This is a genomic window from Pseudocolwellia antarctica (genome assembly GCF_049933045.1).
Lineage (GTDB): Bacteria > Pseudomonadota > Gammaproteobacteria > Enterobacterales > Alteromonadaceae > Pseudocolwellia.
Window position 1 is genome coordinate 1,662,113 of sequence record NZ_CP187926.1, and the last position, 16,925, is coordinate 1,679,037.

Annotated in this window: 15 protein-coding genes; 5 read left to right on the plus strand and 10 right to left on the minus strand. The window is 34.8% G+C overall.

Annotated features, from left to right (window positions below; translation table 11 throughout):
• Positions 1 to 288: 288 nt before the first annotated feature.
• The 4 genes from ACPUVN_RS07345 to ACPUVN_RS07360 form a co-directional block, all read right to left on the minus strand.
• Complete coding sequence (locus tag ACPUVN_RS07345; RefSeq protein ID WP_426370335.1) at positions 289 to 3,321, minus strand: chondroitinase-B domain-containing protein; 3,033 nt, start codon at positions 3,319 to 3,321, stop codon at positions 289 to 291.
• 809 nt (positions 3,322 to 4,130) lie between these two features.
• Positions 4,131 to 5,051: a protein translocase subunit SecF gene (secF, locus tag ACPUVN_RS07350; protein WP_426370336.1), complete on the minus strand. Its 921-nt coding sequence runs from the start codon at positions 5,049 to 5,051 to the stop codon at positions 4,131 to 4,133.
• Positions 5,048 to 6,877 (minus strand): protein translocase subunit SecD, encoded by a 1,830-nt coding sequence (gene secD / locus ACPUVN_RS07355; protein WP_426370559.1) that lies wholly within the window; start codon positions 6,875 to 6,877, stop codon positions 5,048 to 5,050. Before secD ends, secF begins: the two co-directional genes overlap by 4 nt.
• Before the next feature lie 288 nt (positions 6,878 to 7,165).
• Positions 7,166 to 7,615 (minus strand): hypothetical protein, encoded by a 450-nt coding sequence (locus ACPUVN_RS07360; protein WP_426370337.1) that lies wholly within the window; start codon positions 7,613 to 7,615, stop codon positions 7,166 to 7,168.
• Positions 7,616 to 7,857: 242 nt separating this feature from the next.
• Here ACPUVN_RS07360 and ACPUVN_RS07365 point away from each other — a divergent pair, with 242 nt between their 5' ends.
• The 4 genes from ACPUVN_RS07365 to ACPUVN_RS07380 all read left to right on the plus strand — a co-directional run bounded on the left by ACPUVN_RS07365 (position 7,858) and on the right by ACPUVN_RS07380 (position 11,141).
• Positions 7,858 to 8,259: a MerC domain-containing protein gene (locus ACPUVN_RS07365; RefSeq protein WP_426370338.1), complete on the plus strand. Its 402-nt coding sequence runs from the start codon at positions 7,858 to 7,860 to the stop codon at positions 8,257 to 8,259.
• Positions 8,260 to 8,312: 53 nt separating this feature from the next.
• Positions 8,313 to 9,431 (plus strand): CobW family GTP-binding protein, encoded by a 1,119-nt coding sequence (locus ACPUVN_RS07370; protein ID WP_426370339.1) that lies wholly within the window; start codon positions 8,313 to 8,315, stop codon positions 9,429 to 9,431.
• 270 nt (positions 9,432 to 9,701) lie between these two features.
• Complete coding sequence (locus tag ACPUVN_RS07375) at positions 9,702 to 10,451, plus strand: IS5 family transposase (protein WP_426358621.1); 750 nt, start codon at positions 9,702 to 9,704, stop codon at positions 10,449 to 10,451.
• A 57-nt stretch (positions 10,452 to 10,508) separates the two neighbouring features.
• Entirely contained in the window at positions 10,509 to 11,141 is a 633-nt protein-coding gene (locus tag ACPUVN_RS07380) for a hypothetical protein (RefSeq protein WP_426370340.1), read from the plus strand.
• A gap of 338 nt (positions 11,142 to 11,479) precedes the next feature.
• Here the strand turns inward: ACPUVN_RS07380 and ACPUVN_RS07385 are convergent, their stop codons facing one another.
• Both ACPUVN_RS07385 and ACPUVN_RS07390 read right to left on the minus strand, forming a co-directional pair.
• Positions 11,480 to 11,827 (minus strand): hypothetical protein, encoded by a 348-nt coding sequence (locus ACPUVN_RS07385; protein ID WP_426370341.1) that lies wholly within the window; start codon positions 11,825 to 11,827, stop codon positions 11,480 to 11,482.
• A 91-nt stretch (positions 11,828 to 11,918) separates the two neighbouring features.
• Positions 11,919 to 12,227: a hypothetical protein gene (locus ACPUVN_RS07390; RefSeq protein WP_426370342.1), complete on the minus strand. Its 309-nt coding sequence runs from the start codon at positions 12,225 to 12,227 to the stop codon at positions 11,919 to 11,921.
• A 303-nt stretch (positions 12,228 to 12,530) separates the two neighbouring features.
• Between ACPUVN_RS07390 and ACPUVN_RS07395 the strand changes: the two genes are divergently transcribed.
• Positions 12,531 to 12,653 (plus strand): phage integrase N-terminal SAM-like domain-containing protein, encoded by a 123-nt coding sequence (locus ACPUVN_RS07395; RefSeq protein WP_426370343.1) that lies wholly within the window; start codon positions 12,531 to 12,533, stop codon positions 12,651 to 12,653.
• A 193-nt stretch (positions 12,654 to 12,846) separates the two neighbouring features.
• Here ACPUVN_RS07395 and ACPUVN_RS07400 read toward each other — a convergent pair whose 3' ends face one another.
• From ACPUVN_RS07400 to ACPUVN_RS07415, 4 genes are all read right to left on the minus strand, one after another.
• Complete coding sequence (locus ACPUVN_RS07400) at positions 12,847 to 13,152, minus strand: HigA family addiction module antitoxin (protein ID WP_426370344.1); 306 nt, start codon at positions 13,150 to 13,152, stop codon at positions 12,847 to 12,849.
• 554 nt (positions 13,153 to 13,706) lie between these two features.
• On the minus strand, positions 13,707 to 15,431 hold the full coding sequence (locus ACPUVN_RS07405) for a DUF4080 domain-containing protein (protein ID WP_426370345.1): 1,725 nt from the start codon (positions 15,429 to 15,431) through the stop codon (positions 13,707 to 13,709).
• Positions 15,432 to 15,552: 121 nt separating this feature from the next.
• Positions 15,553 to 16,362 (minus strand): NERD domain-containing protein, encoded by an 810-nt coding sequence (locus ACPUVN_RS07410; RefSeq protein ID WP_426370346.1) that lies wholly within the window; start codon positions 16,360 to 16,362, stop codon positions 15,553 to 15,555.
• 43 nt (positions 16,363 to 16,405) lie between these two features.
• A complete protein-coding gene (locus ACPUVN_RS07415) occupies positions 16,406 to 16,744 on the minus strand; it encodes a low molecular weight protein tyrosine phosphatase family protein (protein WP_426370347.1) in 339 nt (112 codons plus the stop codon).
• Between the last annotated feature and the right edge of the window lie 181 nt (positions 16,745 to 16,925).

The window sequence follows — 16,925 nt, forward strand, 5'->3', positions numbered from 1 at the left end:
AAAATATTGTCTCTAATATAGTATCTAATATTGCTGTTAGTCTTTTATCTATATAAAGAAAGCAACAATGAATGCCTGACAATATAAGTGATTAAGTTACAGATTTCATTATCTATTATGCTAACTGAGTTTTTTTTGTTATTTGAAAGCCATTTAAATAACAAGGTATGTATTTGAGATATAAAATTACAAAACGGTTTCAACACAAATAAAAAAGGAACCCGTAGGTTCCTCTTCTTCTCTAACTTTATATAGTTAAAAAGTTAAGCTTTAATTATTGATGAGCTTTTACTGAGGTTGATCATTACTTGAATAACCGTCTGGAGCATCCGCATGTGATACTAAACGGAAACTATCAAAGTAAGCTTCGGTACCATTAGCAGGCGCACCTTGCGATGTGAACGAAACATTATCAATTCGCAATTCATTGGCTTTTTGAACATCACTTGAAAGCTTACCATCTGAATCTACCGTAGTATCTCCGATAATAGTATGTGCATTGTAAGTGATATAAATAGTGGCTGAATCATTTGAACCTGAATTCAAGCCGCTTAGCGAGAACAACTCAAAGCTATCGTCTAAATCAGTATCCACTAGGTCAGCGGTAGTCACTACCGTGTCGTTTAGAATAATGCTTGAGTCACCTTCTATACGAACTGTAACTGAAGAGCTTGAACCATTTTTAACTAACATAGCTAATTCAAAATCGTAGTTAGTATTTAAATCAACATCAACTTCTTGAAATAGTACAGGTGAAGTATTGTCGTGCGTTGCTTTGTTGTAACCTAATTTAGCCGAACCATCAGCGCCTGAAGCTGAGTTACTAGACCCTCCAACGTCACCTTCATTAGTACCTTCAATTGTTTGCCACTCTCCATCACCCGCTTTAAATTCTACTAAATCAGAATCTGAAACCGCTTCGTTAAGTACAAAATCATCTACTGAACCGCTTATAACTGCAGTGGTTGCACTACCTGAGTTAAATGTTACTGAGGTAAACTTATAGCTGCTTGAGTCTTGATCGCTATAGTAAGTTACACCGCCCACAAGTGCAGACAGTTTTGCTGTACCTTTAACAAAAGCAGACAAGGTGTAGTTCGTGTTAGCTGTCACACTTACTGATTGACTTACATTCGCTGCATTGCTGTCTAATTTCAAGCTTGCTCCGCGAGAGAATATCTCTTCAGCATCCGTTTCTATAACACCACCATTATTAGTCCAACCAGTAAAGTCGCCTGAATCAAAGTCATGGTTTGCTAATGGAACTACAGCGACATGAACTTCACCAGGTGTTGCTGTATACGTTTTAGGTCCAACATCTGCAGAGCTTAATAAAGCTAGAGTCGCGTCTGTTGTTAATACTTCATCAGCACCTGAAGTGGTTGTGTCAGAACGTGTTTGTCCATCGATATCGATAGTGGGTAAAGTGAAACTTCCTATAGCCACATTACTTTCAGCAGTTAATGATGGGCTTGAAGCGCTAGGTCTAAAAATACCATCGCTATCTGCAACTAACATAGCGTCAACCATATTGAAGCCAGATATTGTTGCATCGTCGTCATCGTCTGATAACACCAATCCATCTACATAGTTACCTGCATAAATAGAGTTGGTTGGCATTTCATCGGCATTACGAATAATCGCTCCAACAGCATCTGCAATAATGTTATTGATAAAATAAACACTGTCTGGAGCTGTATTTTCATTACCACCATAAACATTCAAGCTATTTACGCTATCAACAATTGTATTGTTAGCAACTAAAACATTAGAAACATCTTGATAACCATTCTCACTATCGCCAGAACCATCACCTGTGGTTAGCACAATGCCACCATTCCAGTTAGACGCTAAATAGCGAGCTCCCTGAATGTAGTTATTCGTCACTATATGACTGTCATCAACAATACGAATACCACCAGAAAATGGATGGTCATCACCTAATACAAAGTTATTACTGATAGTCGCAGTGTTACCATGACGAGTTACAATAGAGCCATAGCTATCGCGTACGGTGTTGTTACGAATAGTGTTGTTGGTTGCTTTGTTAGAGATAACTTCAGCTTCACCTTGAATGCGTTCAAAGTAGTTATTTTCTACAACAGAGAATGAATCACCTGAATGTGAAGTACTTAAACCAATGCGAATACCTTCATATTCATTGTCTGAGCTAGCAGCATAAGCTTTACCTTCAATTGGCGGACGATCACCAAAGTAGTTGTAATCTATTTGTGCGTAATCTACTTCAAAGTCTGCTTCTATGCTCGTACTCCATCCATCTGAATAACGGTCTACAACAAGTAAAGCACCTCGAGATGTTTTACCTGAAATCCAGTTATGATCGAATCGTGTATGTGCACCGTAAATTTCAAACCACTTTTTAGAATCATCTGTATCGTTAACACCGTCATCCATATCAACAATAGTATTTTCAGTAATACGACAGAAGTTACATGGAACGCTGTTACCAAAAGTTTTAATTAAGTTAAAGTCGACACTTCCGTCTCTAAATACAAAACCTTGTAGCACAACATGCTCACCACTCATTACTATGTCTACTTGGCTATTAGAGATAACAGCTTGACCAGGGTTTTCTGCAGCAATAGTAATTTTAGCTTCAGCAGTCCCTACACCACCAAAATCTAACTCAAAATCATCATCGTAATTACCATCAGCTAAACATAAAGTTGTACCTGCAGCTAATGAGTTTGAAGCAGCACTTGTTAGCGCGCTAATTGAATCATAAGTCGTATCACAATTTACAACAGGTACAGCATCAGTATAACCATCTATGCTATTACCACCTTGCTCTTGAGAATAGCCATTTGCATTATTACTTGGAGGCGGAACAACCACTACGACTTCATCGGCACCTGTAATAGTTATAGTAACTGTGGCTGAAGTTGTATCTACAGTAGTTACTGTGAAAGTGTCGGTAACAGTATCAGCCGCTGTTAACGCCTGAACATTTGTATCGGTATGATCTAAAGAATAAGTCCATGCGCCAGAAGCATCTATTGAGAAAGTACCATAATCACCTTGAATATCGGTTTGAACAACAAAGGCATCTTCACCTGAATCGGGGTCTACAACAGATAATGTACCTGATGTATCAATCATCACATCTTCAGTTGCTGTTCCGGACATACCACCTGAAATAACTGCAGCTACATTAGTAACCTCAGCTGGAACAATTGGGTCTACTACTGGATCAACAACAGGGTCAACTGCGTCATCTCCACCGCCACCACAGGCACTTAACGAGCCGACTAAAATCCCCAATGCTAATTTTTTAGTTAATGTTTGCTTATTTTTTTGCATTATTGTTATCCATTTATGATAAAAACTTATCGATTGGTTAACCAATTACTTTATTTTTGTTGATAAAACGAACATTTAAAACTTAGCACCTTTACAATAAAGATCAAATAAAATTTACCAAATAAATAATATTGGTAAAATTGTATGCAAGAGTCAGATATGGAATTTAATTTAGACTTTAATAGTTTTTTATATGTATCAAACAATTTAAAAAAGTTACCCGTTACCATAAAGTCTATGATAAATAATTAAACAAATTAATTTTTAGTATTTATAATCAGCAGCTTGTAATTAAAATAAAATACCAGCAATTGAAGTGATAATAATAAAAGTATTATGTCGATAACTTGAGTTTTATTGAGTAATACCTTGATAGGATAATGAGTCGATTAAATACTTCAAAATAAAAGAGTAAAAAATCAATCAGTCTTTACAACAAATTCGGTCTGATCAACTCAATAAGCCATTACCAATTCGATTTACCAAAACTTATAATGACCTTGGTGATTAATACAATAATGTTAATCTTATGATATAAGCATATCTATCAAGGCAATAAGCTTTTATCTTAAAGTGGATATGGGATATATGACGTATCTGAACAGAGTAAAAATTGAAGTATGAGTAAGAAGTAAGTGTAGATATGAGAATAGATATGAGAAAAAACAGAGATAAATTACTGAGCTAATCAAAAAGAAAAGCCCAGTTATTTATTAAAGAAATTTTTTACCGATTATTTGAATCCAGCGTAAATTTATCATTCACTTCCCTCGCGCCATTCACTCCATTCAACAAAAAAGACAAACAGATTAAGGTAAGGCACAAATTTCTTCGTCTTTTTTATTGTAATAATCAGCAGACAATCCGATTAATTGAGGTACGGTTGCTGAAATGGTAATTGATGAAAAAGTACCAATCAAAATCCCAGTAAACAATGAAATTGCAAAACCTGACAACGACTCCCCTGCAAATATCCATATCGCCATAACAGTCGCAAGAGTTGTACCTGATGTGATCAATGTTCTTACAATAGTCGACTTAATCGCTAAGTTAACAATACGTTCAATACTAGCGCCTGAATTACGTTTCATAATTTCACGAATTTTATCGCCAACAATAATCGAGTCATTTAATGAATAACCAATAATCGCAAGTAAACTAGCGACAATAGTTAAATCAAACTCAATACCAAGCCAAGCGAATAACCCTAGAACTACGATCACATCATGACACAGAGCAATAACCGACCCTGCTGCTAAACGCCATTCAAACCTGAACGACAAATAAAGTAATATAACTATTACAGCTGTTATTAAAGCTAGCCCACCTTGATCAATTAACTCATCACCTACTTGGCTACCAATGTAGATAGAATCTTGCGGTGTAATGTTTAAACCACTTTGTTGTGAAAAGTCAGTTAACCAAGTTTTACCTTTTAAACTAATATCGTTATCGGCTTGTTGTACGCTCCAATGGGTACCATTTTCGGCTGAAGCTAAGCCAAATGTATCGGGTAAATAGTCAGTTAATAAGGTTTCCATGTTTGCTTTAGTTAAAGATTCTTGAGTGGTGAACTCTGTAAGGTAGCCACCAGTAAAATCTAAACCTAAATTCAAACCTTTGCTAAATACACCTGCTAGAGAAAAAATAACTAACGCTGCGGCAAAATATAAGCTGATAACACGAAATTTACTTAATGTTTCTGTTTGCTTTAAAAGGAAGTTGTTCATAGTTTTACTCCAAGTAACTGAGACTTGTTTTCACGAATAGAAAAGTTAGTTAATGCTTTAGATACAAATACGCCTGTAAACATGCTGGTTAAAATGCCTAAACATAAAATAATGGCGAAACCTTTTACCGCTCCATAACCAATGGCATATAAAATAATGCCTGTGATCATAGTGGTAATGTTTGCATCTAAAATCGTTGAAAAAGCATTGTTATAACCGTATTCGATAGCCGAAAGTACTTTACGACCGCGTTTCAACTCTTCTTTTATCCTTTCAAAAATAAGTACGTTAGTATCAACCGCCATACCGACTGTTAACACCAAACCAGCAATCCCAGGAAGTGTTAAAACTGTGCCAGGTAATAAAGACATTAACCCAAGTAAACTCACCAAATTTAAAGCTAAAGCTACGTTAGCAATCAAACCTAAACTGCGATACCAAACAAACATAAATACTAAAGTAATGCCTATGCCTATGCTTAATGCTTTAATACCGTTGTCTATGTTGTCGGCACCTAAAGTAGCTTCAATACTGCGTTGCTCAACAATTGTTACAGGAGCCGTTAATGAACCCGCGCGAAGTAATAATGCTAACTCTTGCGCTTCTTGTGGGCTCGACATATTAGTAATGCTGAATTGTGAACCTAAGTGTTGCTGAATCGTTGCAACGTTAATCACCTTGCTTTTCTTTACCATCACATCGTTAGCATCACGATAAAACTCAGAGAAAACAGTTACCATTGGCATGCCAATATTCTTCTTAGAAAAGTTAGACATTTGCTTGCCGCCAACATCATCTAAGGTCAAATTAACTAATGGCATACCCATTTCGCCAACGCCTGAACGTGCATTTTTAATGTGGCTACCAGAAAACACCACTTGGCTGTTCATGCGCAGTCGTTGCCCATTTTTATCTGTCATTTGAATAATACCAGCCGCTTTAGAGTTTTCAGCTAGTTGGTAGAAGTCTAAAGAAGCCGTTGCACCAATGATTCTTTTTGCTTCTTCAGGATCATGTACACCGGGTAATTCAATGCGAATTCTGTTTTTACCCTGCTTTTGAGTTACCGCTTCGGTAATACCTAACTCTTCAATTCTACCGCGCATGGTTTTAAGGGTTTGGTTCATGGTTTCTTGACGAAACAGTACTTGTTCTTTTTCTGAATACGTTAAAACAACTTGGTTATCATCAAGCTTCTTTTGATTTAATTCAGGGTACATTTTGTTAATTTCAGTCAATAACGTGCCTTCACTTAACTGCTTAGCAGAAGAGAAGTTAATCACGATGGAATTGTTGTCTGGCTGAGCTACTTTGCTTAAACGAATACGACTGTCTATAGCTAAGGTTTTAACGTCTAAAGCGATGCCTGTTAACTTATCGAATAGCGCGCGTTCTGTATCTACATCAAGTACAAATAACACACCACCACTTAAATCTAAACCTAGTTTTATTGGTTGTCCGTGTAACATTTTCAACCATGTAGGCGCTGTGTTTTCAGTAACGCTTTCAATAGAAAAACTATCGCTAAGCTCTGTGCTTAAAAGCTTTTCAATGGCTTTTTGATCCGCTTCGTTTGATAGCGTGATAGACGTTGTAGATGCAGATGTTCTTATCTCGTCAATCACTAGGTTGTTCTTTGCTAGCAAGGTATTAATTTCTTGTGCAGATACCTGTTCAGCTTGGCTGTTGTTGTTAACTAAATTAACCGTTAACTTATCAGAGTATAAGTTAGGTAAAGCGCTAACTATCATAAATAACAATATGAATATAATGACAATATTTTGCCATTTTGTGTGTTTTACGTGCTTTTTGTTACGTGAATTCATCATAAAATCTCTAATCTCAATCCCATCAATTCACCTTAATAAATCATAAGGAAATGGAATTGGTATAAATCAAATGTCACCGTATTTTGTAAATATGAAACTAAAGCTCTTCACTTATTAGCGTGAGCCTAGCTTTAACTCGATTAAAACCCAGCTAAAACGCTAGATTTATAGATCGAAAATACGATAAGTCACTGATGGTAAACATCAGTATGGAAAAAATTACATCATTGATTTTGAACGTTTATAAAGTACAGCTGTGTACTTGCATAAACGAAATTTTATGAATTAACTGTGGTAAGTAGTTCTAGAAGAATATAAAGAGTTGCCGTCTTTCCAACCGGAAAGTCGAGATGAATTACTGCTATGGCTTAATTGCTCGAACCATGGAGTGATTACAGGAGGGCTTGATAAATGCTTAAATACACCTGCGTTAAGTTTAATTTTGAAAAACTCAACAATTAATACATATTCAGGTGTGTTTTGTACTTCAACAGAAAATAACGAAGCGTTAAGTCTGGTTGTTCTTGGCAAGTTATATAAAACTTCAGGTTCATCCGTATCTAAACTAGAGTCGAAATCAATATCTAAATCAGAAGCAAGATTTGTTTGAAACTCTATTTGCGATGAACTGTGAGCGATTGAACAATCGTCATGAGAAAATTTAGAGATCGGCAAAGCACTAGCTGTTTTAGCTAGAACTAATAAAAACAATAAGATTGTTAATTTACGCCACATGAAGATAAACCCACTCTAAGATTGGCGGTATTATATTCCTCATCTTTTACGATACAAGTTATTTATTCAATTAAATGAAAAATAAAGAAAAACACAACAAGTGTTATATTATCACAATCTTATGTGTTATATTATCACACCTCTTGAAAATCTTGAGCCAACGGAAAAGAAAGCAACAAATACACAAACGTATGCTTACCACTTGTTCGAACAGCCATTAACAAAAAACACAGGTTAAATCCATGAACGTAAACTCACAACTTGTTGATAAATTTGCCATTGCCATATCAAGCTTATGTGTTGCACATTGTTTAATATTTCCTATTTTGGCAGTATTAATTCCTAGCTTTATTACCTTAGGTCTAGAGTCTGAAAGTATGCACTTTTGGATGATAATTACCGTTATTCCAAGCAGTATTTATTCTTTAGCATTAGGCTGTAAGAAACATGCTAAAATTTCTGTATTTTTAATTGGTGCTCTAGGATTAAGCTGTTTACTACTAGCCTTTGCATTAGGTGGCAGTATACTTGGAGAAACAGGTGAAAAGGCTCTTACTGTTATTGGCGCAATAATCATTGCTATCTCTCATGTAAAAAACTTTAAATTGTGTCAGAAAGCGGACGACTGTAAGTGTCACCATTAACAATAATGGTTAATAAGTAACGATTAAAGCTATCTTGCTGTTAAACTTATCAAATGAATAATAAAAAACTCTCTTCAATACCTACTAACATAATTACTGGCTTTCTAGGTGCGGGTAAAACATCTGCAATTTTGCATCTATTAAAGCAAAAACCAGAAAATGAACGCTGGGCAATACTCGTTAATGAGTTTGGAGAGATAGGAGTAGACGGAAGTTTGCTTGAAGCGCAGACCTTAAATAGTAAAAATGTATTTATTCAAGAGGTATCAGGCGGCTACATGTGTTGTTCGTCTGGTATCACCATGCCAATAGCACTAAATAAGTTATTGAAAGCAGCCAAGCCCGATAGATTATTGATAGAGCCAACAGGTTTAGGTCATCCAATCGAAGTACTAAAAGTACTTTCAAACCAATATTACCAAGATGTGCTTAGCTTAGAGAAAACCATCACTTTAGTTGACGCCAGAAACCTTGCAGATAAACGTTATACCGAACATGTTATATTTAATCAGCAACTACTGATTGCCGATACCATTGTTGGAAGCAAAACAGATCTTTACCGTGCTGAAGATAAGCAAGCCTTAATCGATTATGGAAATACTGAAGCAAGAGAATTCGAAGATATTGTTTTTATAGAGAATGGCGAATTACCTATATGTTTGCTTGCGGGTAAAACTCAATATACACGTCAACTTAACTCTCGAATTAACCAAGCCAAAACACACCTTCATAACCACACTAATTCGCATAGAAATGACCATTTAGCTAAAGATATAGTAACTACACCTCTAAATGAAAAAACTGTAAATGATCAAAGCTTAAATGAAAAATCGCTACCTAAATCAGGTGTTATTAAAGCGATCAATAAAGGTGAAGGTTTCCAAAGCATTGGCTGGCGTTTTTCTGCGGATAAAATATTTGACCGTGCTAAGTTAAATAACTTTATCGCCAGTTTAAATGTTACTCGCCTAAAAGCTGTTTTTATAACAAACGAAGGTAACTTTGCATATAACTTGACTGAAATAGACTTAATCGCTTTTAAAAACGATACTGAAAGCAAGATAAATGTTGGAAGTAAATTAACTGAATGTAATGAAAGCCGTATAGAAATCATATGTTCTAAAATTGACGATATTTGGCAAGAAAAGTTGCTAAGTTGTTTAAGTAAATAGATTGTCTTTCCGTTATTGTCAGCCCGTTCATTTGGAAACCATCATTCATCAATGGTTCATATTCTAAGAGTACTAACTGACACGTACTTTACCTATTAATCACTCATAGTTTGAATAATAATTGTCAGTGCAGGTTTAAGTTATTATAAATATTACAAAACTTTGATTTTAAAACTATTACTAGGGGGTGTTGATCTTTGTTTTAATTTTATACGTAAGCGGTAATCTCGTATAATTTACTTCGCCAAAAACAAACCTTACGAGATCACCATGCCCCGATTAATGCTCACTGATGAGTTGTGGTCGAAGCTAAAAGCTATTTTGCTTGAAGATAGAGTTTATAACAAGCTTGAACACAGACAAACGATGGAAGGAATTTTATATCGCTTGCGTGTCGGCTGCCCATGGCGTGACTTACCAGAGTGTTTTGGTTTATGGAATACCATTTATCGCAGGTTCCTTCTTTGGTCGAGAAAGGGAATATTGATGAGGTTATTCAAATCGTTATCCGCTAATAGTGATGTAGAGTGGGAGTTCATTGATGGTAGCTATATTAAAGCACACCAACACAGTACAGGTGCTGCATCTAAACAAGAGCAAGCGATAGCGTTAAGTCGAGGGGGTAATACGAGTAAAATTCACTTAGCTGTTGATAGTTATGGTTTGCCTATCGAATTTATTATTACAGGTGGTGATGTTCATGATAGTAAAGTGGCAAATGAGCTGATTGAATTATTACCTCAAGGTGATTTTGTTATCGCAGACAAAGGCTATGATAGTGAAGCTATAAGAAATAAAGTTCGAGAGCGCAACTCAATCCCTATAATACCGAGAAAGCAAAATTCAAAAACAGGTAATGGTGATATTGATTGGTGCTTGTATAAATATAGGCACTTAGTTGAAAATGCATTTGCAAGGCTAAAACATTTCCGTTCTATAGCTACAAGGTATGATAAATTGAAATTACAGTTCGAGAGTATGCTAGCACTGGCGTGCGCAATGATTTGGCTGTCAATGTGAAAGATCAACAGCCCCTAGTAAGATATTTGAGGAGAAGGATGAGTTATGGAAAGGTCTATGAATATTTTTAAATTATTAAAACCAACAAATACTTACGATATTATCGACCTTGATATAGTAAGCATGACTAAGCAAATTGTTAGTAAAACTAACCAATCTTTTGATAAAGTACTTATCTCAGTAATGGATGGAATTCCTAGAGGTTATAAAACTTTATTCGAACTGTCAGAATACGGCTTCGATTGTAAGCATAATGTTAGGGCAAAAAAACAAAACTATGATGTTAACCTCTATGGCAACCTTTTAGTATTAAACACTAGAGCTTACGGCTATCTTAATGAAGCTATTAAAAGTTGTGGAGAGTTTTCCCCTCTAAGAACTGATGGCGAGAAATTGTTTTTATTTAACCCTCTTGAATTTGTACAAGAAGACTTATCTCTCACTGAGAAAGCTTACTTAGATGGTTTTGAAAATGGACTTAAAAGTTTAGTTTTTGAAAGAGACGATATCAACGATAAATTACTTTTTAAATCTAAGTTGCAAGGTGGGCTTTCTATATATTGTACTGATGCATTCAAGGAGTTGTTGGCTGACGGTGAACTGAAAGGACTTATTTTCAACAAAGATATTTCTCGACCCATTTTATTAGTATATTCATCTATGAGCTTATATAAACCTTCTGATTGTTAGGTTAATTAAGATGTTGTAAGTTATATTTTATGCTCATTGGATAATTACATTTGCTGTGATCACTGAATATCATTAGGTTTGCTAAAAATTAATATAATTTTGCGTAAAATCTAAACATAGAGTAATAAAATGAATACTTAGACTCTTAGCCAGAAGCTGACATTAACTTTTGAGTTGATTACGACAGTTCAAAACTTGAAGATGACGATACGTTTTTTATTTAAAGATACAGTCTCATGACTTTAATAGTTATTGAATAAAAGAGAGAGAAATTAGGTTCTAGTGTCCGTTAAGCTAAATTGAAGCCATAGTCACTTATTATAGGGACATTACCCACCTCAAACTGAATACCAAATTTCGTCAATAACTTTACGGTCAATACTGGTTTCACTAACGTTAATATCCCACTCATTAATAAATAAAAGCATTTCACCTACAACTAATCTATATGGTTCATTTTTTACCTTAAAACCGGTAATCACCCAACTATTATCAGGTTCTAGTACCAAATTGATTTCGTCTTTAGTGCGGTTAAGAAAATCATATATGACTAATGTTGTACTTAAATCGATTCCGCCCATAGAAGCCCAAACAGTAACTTCATTGGTTCCTCCTTTCTTGACTCGAAATTTGACATTGTTACTCTCCAGCCAAATTATTCCTTCCGATGATTTTTCGATATTCATGCCGAGTCTCTATAACGCTCAAATAACAGGCTAAAAATAGTGGGCTAAAATGGAGCGGAGCGAAAAGCCCGCTGTTTTAGTCCTTGTTGATTTACTTGTTAGCCTGTTTATCAAAATACTCTTTAAAAGATAGTATTTCCTTCTCACAATATTTCATAGTGAGTGCAAACAGTTTTTTTGATGCATTACTTGAATCATTTTTCATCGTATTTTCTATGACAGTTGGAAGCAAGAATAATGACTTTGCATCCCTATCTTCTGGATCTTCAATGCTACTATTTGGAATTTTGTCATCAAGACAATTTAATAATTGAAGGTTTACGTTAATCCCTTCTTTTATTCCATCACATACACCAGAGAATGAAATCAAAGTAACAAGCAAAAAGGTAAATAATTTCATTGATCCCCCAATTCAGGCTAAAAGCTTATTATGTAGAAGTTTCAGTAACCCCAAAGCTTCGACAAAATATATTTATCATTTAATATTTCATAATTTCAACACGTTATAAATAAGAATATATCTTTATTTTATCTCTATTGATTATTACTAAGAAGTCTCAGTAATTACATCATAACAATAGAAATTTTATCACCATAAATCATAACCTTACTATAACTTAATAAATATTATGTGTTAACTAATACGTCTCAGTAACACGTATTAGTTAACGCTAATAAAAATAATAAGCATAGGAGTTACAAAATGGGACATTCACCATTTTTGGGATCTATTCGAGCGGTATTGAGAACATGTCATTATTCAATTCAAACTGAAAAAACATATTTGATATGGATAAAAAGGTTCATCCTTTTTAATAATAAGTAGCCCCCTAAAGACATGGGAGAGCAGGAAGTTGACTAATTTCCTATCTCAGATAGAAAATAACTATAATTAACTTGGACGTTTAGCACTTATTTTCATGACGCTAAATGTCCGCTTTCGTATCTTTGTTAACATTAGCTAGCGGGTATTAGAGACTTCTCTCGTTAGTAAAGAGAGGGCATTAGCTTTTGAGTTACTAACGGCACCTCAGTGCATAAAGAGGCTCTGCTTCTACAACTTCATTACGTGCTATATGTAAATCGTAATATTTTTGAACGTTCAGCCAAAAACCAGCACTAATCCCTGTTGATATTTCAAGTTTTTTTGCTAATGAAACAGAAACAGGCACTCTACCATTGGTAAATAAAGACACTTGCTTTCGGCTCATGTGTAAATACTTCGCTGCATCAGTCTGTGAAATTTTATGCCTTTCTAATATTCTTTCAGCAAAGATTATTCCTGGGTGCTTGACGCATAATTCATTACTTCTTACTAGTGCCATTTTTAGCTCCAATAACATCATTTAGGTTAACATCGTAAATGTCATTATTTCATTATAAGCCAATTACGGTAATATTACATAATCAAAAAATACTATTGAATAATCATTAATCTCGACTGTGTCGGATCACTTGTTGTTAGATAAGCTAAGGCTAACATCCGTTATCGTATCAGGCTGTGTGAAAATTCCCAGAGTAAAATTATTATGTGATGCTACGCGAATTAACAGTTAGTTTTACTTTAAAAGGTACTACAGAATTTAATCTACGGAGCCTTTTCCCGTTGATATTATCCAATTACTCAACTTTGAAATAGTTTTCACACAGGCTGGTATCAAAGCGAACCTTTTTAACCGAGTCTTTGAGCAGTATTCAGTAACAAAAACCTAACCTCGCCGTTAATAGTGATTTCAATAGTTCATGGTGGAAAGCTGAAATAGCATTATCTGTTAAGGACAAATACAGCTCGTTGGAATTGCTAATAAATATTTCCCAATAAAAAACGACTCGTTAAAGTCGTTTCTTGTTTAATCTGGTTTATCTCGTTCTAAAACATTTAGCTCATATGCCTTTGTTGACGTTGTAATGATTTATTTTTAACGACCAACTCAGGTTTCTCAATCGCATAAAGGTTAAGACTACTGAACAAACTCTTTAACTTAGCCGCTTCATAATCTTGCTCAATTTTTTCAAGCACTAGCTCATGTTTTTCAGGATATAAAGCTTCAACCGATTGCGAAATCAACTCGAACAACTTCTTCAAGTTAATCTTATGTATCTGCCCTGTTTTGTTAAAAATCCATTCAGTAATTGCCATAAAATCATCAAACGGTTCATCCGACAATATATGTGGTAACGAGTATTTGAAACGTCCTGAGTTACCTATCATATCCCAATAGCGAGCAAAGCGATTAATACGCTGCATAGTTGGAAAACTAACGCGGTCAGTACTTAAAATATTAAACGGTGGTAACGGATTAAAACGCAAGTCGAACGCTTCGGTATGCCTGATAATTGGGCTGCCTTTCAAACGTTTTAAAATACCCATTTGAATTTCATGAGGTCGGCAATGATAAAGCTGATTAAAGCTGTCTTTAAACGTATCGAAGGTTTCACCAGGTAAACCAAAAATGAGATCAGCATGAATATGCGCAGAAGTATGATCTTTTAACCAAATTAAGTTCTCTTTAGACTTAGCATTGTTCTGCTTACGACTAATATTTTTTTGCACTTCAACGTTAAAGGTTTGAATACCAATTTCAAATTGCAAACTACCTTCAGGAAACTGCGCTAACAACTCCTTTAGTTTTCTAGGAAGATGATCAGGCACAACTTCAAAATGTAGATAAAGATCGTCAGTCATTCTGTCTAAGAAAAACTGCATAATTTGCATCGTAGTTTTGATGTTTAAATTAAAGGTTCTATCAATAAACTTAAAGTTACGAGCGCCCCGCTCATACAAAATTTCCATTTGCTCTAAAAATAATTCTAGTTCAAATGGCGTAGATGTTTTATCTAAAGACGATAAACAAAACTCACACTTAAATGGACAACCACGCGACGCCTCTACATAAAGCAAACGATTGGTTAAATCTTCATCGGTGTAATATTCATAAGGCAAAGCAATTTCTTCTAGCCCAACGGGTTTAGATTTTAATACTTTTTTCTCAGGCGGCGTTTTATTGATAATGTCTTTACACAACTCATAAAAACTAATATCTGCAGGACCTGTTAAAACATAATCAGAATACTTAACAATGAGTTGCTCTTCAGTTTCATAACTAACTTCTGGACCACCCAACACCACTTTAATTTCAGGTGCGATAACTTTTAATAAGCTCACAACATCAGTGGTTTCAACTATGTTCCAAATATAAACACCAAAACCAACAATAGTTGGTTTAGACGCTAAAATTTGCTCAACAATATCAATAGCGCGCGTTTGAATAATAAACTCTTGAATCTCACAGCTAGTCTGCAACTCTTTTAAATTTGCGTATAAATAACGTAAACCAAAACTGGTATGAAAATATCGAGCGTTAAGGGTCGCGAGCACAATCTTAGGCGCACCATCATTTTCAGAACTATCACTTTCAACATAAGTCACAACATCAGTATTAATATTGATATCTTCATTTGTAGAAGAAAACTGTGGAGCCGCTTCAGTAAAGTTTGACGTATTTAAATCTGGTGAAGTTGCGCTCGATGAATCTGTAGTATTCTCTTCAGTTGAATGAATCTGTGTAACAGCTATTTCGGGATGTTTATTTTGCTCAGTCATACTGAATTGAATACCTTGATTGGGTCTGTTGATCGTTTTAAAGATAATTCAGGGATTATACGGGGAATGTGGAAGTTATTCAGTAATCTTATTTTTTCGCTACCAATATAAGTAAAAATCATTAAATAATGGTTACTACATTCCTACATTTTGGAAACGAACTGCATCCCCAAAACTCATTACCTGCGTTCTTACCTTTAGTCGCTTTACGCAATACCATTTCAGATCCGCACTTTGAGCATAACTGGCTTTTTATTTTCTCTTTTACAATTTCAATTTCTTTAACGTGTTTTACGTGTTCGCGGTTAGTGGTAAAACCTCGCGCTAGTCTGCCACTTTCAATTTGTTCAATAATGCTGGTAACGTCTTCTGTAGTAAAAACAATGTCAGCTTTACTTTTAATATATTCAATTCCTCCGCGTGCAAACCTTACATTTTCTGGCATTTCGGTTTTAAAGGTACTGTCGCCAATAAAAATAATGACTGAATGGATAAACTCGCTACTGATATTCAAGCAAGCCGTTAACGTTTTGGTGTGTTTGTAATTTTGGTGCAGTGGATTTTGAAATTTTGATTTGTGTTTGAATATTTGTTGCGTCCATTGCTTTTGATTTGCATTACCAAAGATCCAACCTTTCATATTTTTTGTTTCAATAACAAAAATGCCGTATTGAGATACAATGATATGGTCTATTTGGGTTGTACTTGTGGGTTGCTCTTGATTATTGTTATCACTAAACGTGGGTAGCGTTACGTTTTTAATTAAATGATATGCGCTTTTATTCAAGAAAAACTTAATAAGTAAGTTAACTTGCCACTCTCCAAGAACACCTTTGAACCAAGCTGACTTGATAATAATAATCAATATAAAAAAAGGTATTAAGTACCAAACAGCACTGAACATCATATTAAGGTAAGGCGATAAATCCATTTGATTCTTAATCCTCGTTAAAGCAATTCGTTAAGGTTTTACTTTATGTAATTCCAGCTATCTGTAAATAAGCACTAATTGATTGCTCTAAAATTTCGACGAGTTCTGCATCCATGTATTGATAGTCGTCTGGAATATCGAGCACTTGGATGTTTTTATATTTGAGTAAGTTGGTGAACTCAGATTTAAGTCGGCTTTTATGATGTTCTTCCATTACAAAAATCGTGTCAGACCATTCAATGTCTTTCACGTTTACTGTTTTTCTAGCACTTGAACTTGTTCCTGCAGATCTTACGTTCAGGTTTGGATGCTTTTTAAAGATGTGTTCGGCTGTAGGGCTACGCCATTGATTTTTACTGCATATAAAAAGAAGGTTTGTCATATCCATATGAAACTTAAGTAAGTGAAGTTAGGCAAGCATTAAAAACTTATTACAGAGAATCGTTTATTTAGGCAGTAATTACAAGCAGATAAATGAATTCTTTATAAACAATTCATTTATCTGATTTTAGTTTTTAAGTAATAAACATTTTATGTATTGAAATCGTTAAAGCCCCTACTTT

Bases quoted from the DNA above. Each gene is read 5' to 3' on its own strand.
- ACPUVN_RS07345 (WP_426370335.1), bottom strand. From the start codon at position 3,321: ATGCAAAAAAATAAGCAAACATTAACTAAAAAATTAGCATTGGGGATT.
- secF (WP_426370336.1), bottom strand. From the start codon at position 5,051: ATGAACAACTTCCTTTTAAAGCAAACAGAAACATTAAGTAAATTTCGT.
- secD (WP_426370559.1), bottom strand. From the start codon at position 6,877: ATGAATTCACGTAACAAAAAGCACGTAAAACACACAAAATGGCAAAAT.
- ACPUVN_RS07360 (WP_426370337.1), bottom strand. From the start codon at position 7,615: ATGTGGCGTAAATTAACAATCTTATTGTTTTTATTAGTTCTAGCTAAA.
- ACPUVN_RS07365 (WP_426370338.1), top strand. From the start codon at position 7,858: ATGAACGTAAACTCACAACTTGTTGATAAATTTGCCATTGCCATATCA.
- ACPUVN_RS07370 (WP_426370339.1), top strand. From the start codon at position 8,313: ATGAATAATAAAAAACTCTCTTCAATACCTACTAACATAATTACTGGC.
- ACPUVN_RS07375 (WP_426358621.1), top strand. From the start codon at position 9,702: ATGCCCCGATTAATGCTCACTGATGAGTTGTGGTCGAAGCTAAAAGCT.
- ACPUVN_RS07380 (WP_426370340.1), top strand. From the start codon at position 10,509: ATGAATATTTTTAAATTATTAAAACCAACAAATACTTACGATATTATC.
- ACPUVN_RS07385 (WP_426370341.1), bottom strand. From the start codon at position 11,827: ATGAATATCGAAAAATCATCGGAAGGAATAATTTGGCTGGAGAGTAAC.
- ACPUVN_RS07390 (WP_426370342.1), bottom strand. From the start codon at position 12,227: ATGAAATTATTTACCTTTTTGCTTGTTACTTTGATTTCATTCTCTGGT.
- ACPUVN_RS07395 (WP_426370343.1), top strand. From the start codon at position 12,531: ATGGGACATTCACCATTTTTGGGATCTATTCGAGCGGTATTGAGAACA.
- ACPUVN_RS07400 (WP_426370344.1), bottom strand. From the start codon at position 13,152: ATGGCACTAGTAAGAAGTAATGAATTATGCGTCAAGCACCCAGGAATA.
- ACPUVN_RS07405 (WP_426370345.1), bottom strand. From the start codon at position 15,431: ATGACTGAGCAAAATAAACATCCCGAAATAGCTGTTACACAGATTCAT.
- ACPUVN_RS07410 (WP_426370346.1), bottom strand. From the start codon at position 16,362: ATGGATTTATCGCCTTACCTTAATATGATGTTCAGTGCTGTTTGGTAC.
- ACPUVN_RS07415 (WP_426370347.1), bottom strand. From the start codon at position 16,744: ATGACAAACCTTCTTTTTATATGCAGTAAAAATCAATGGCGTAGCCCT.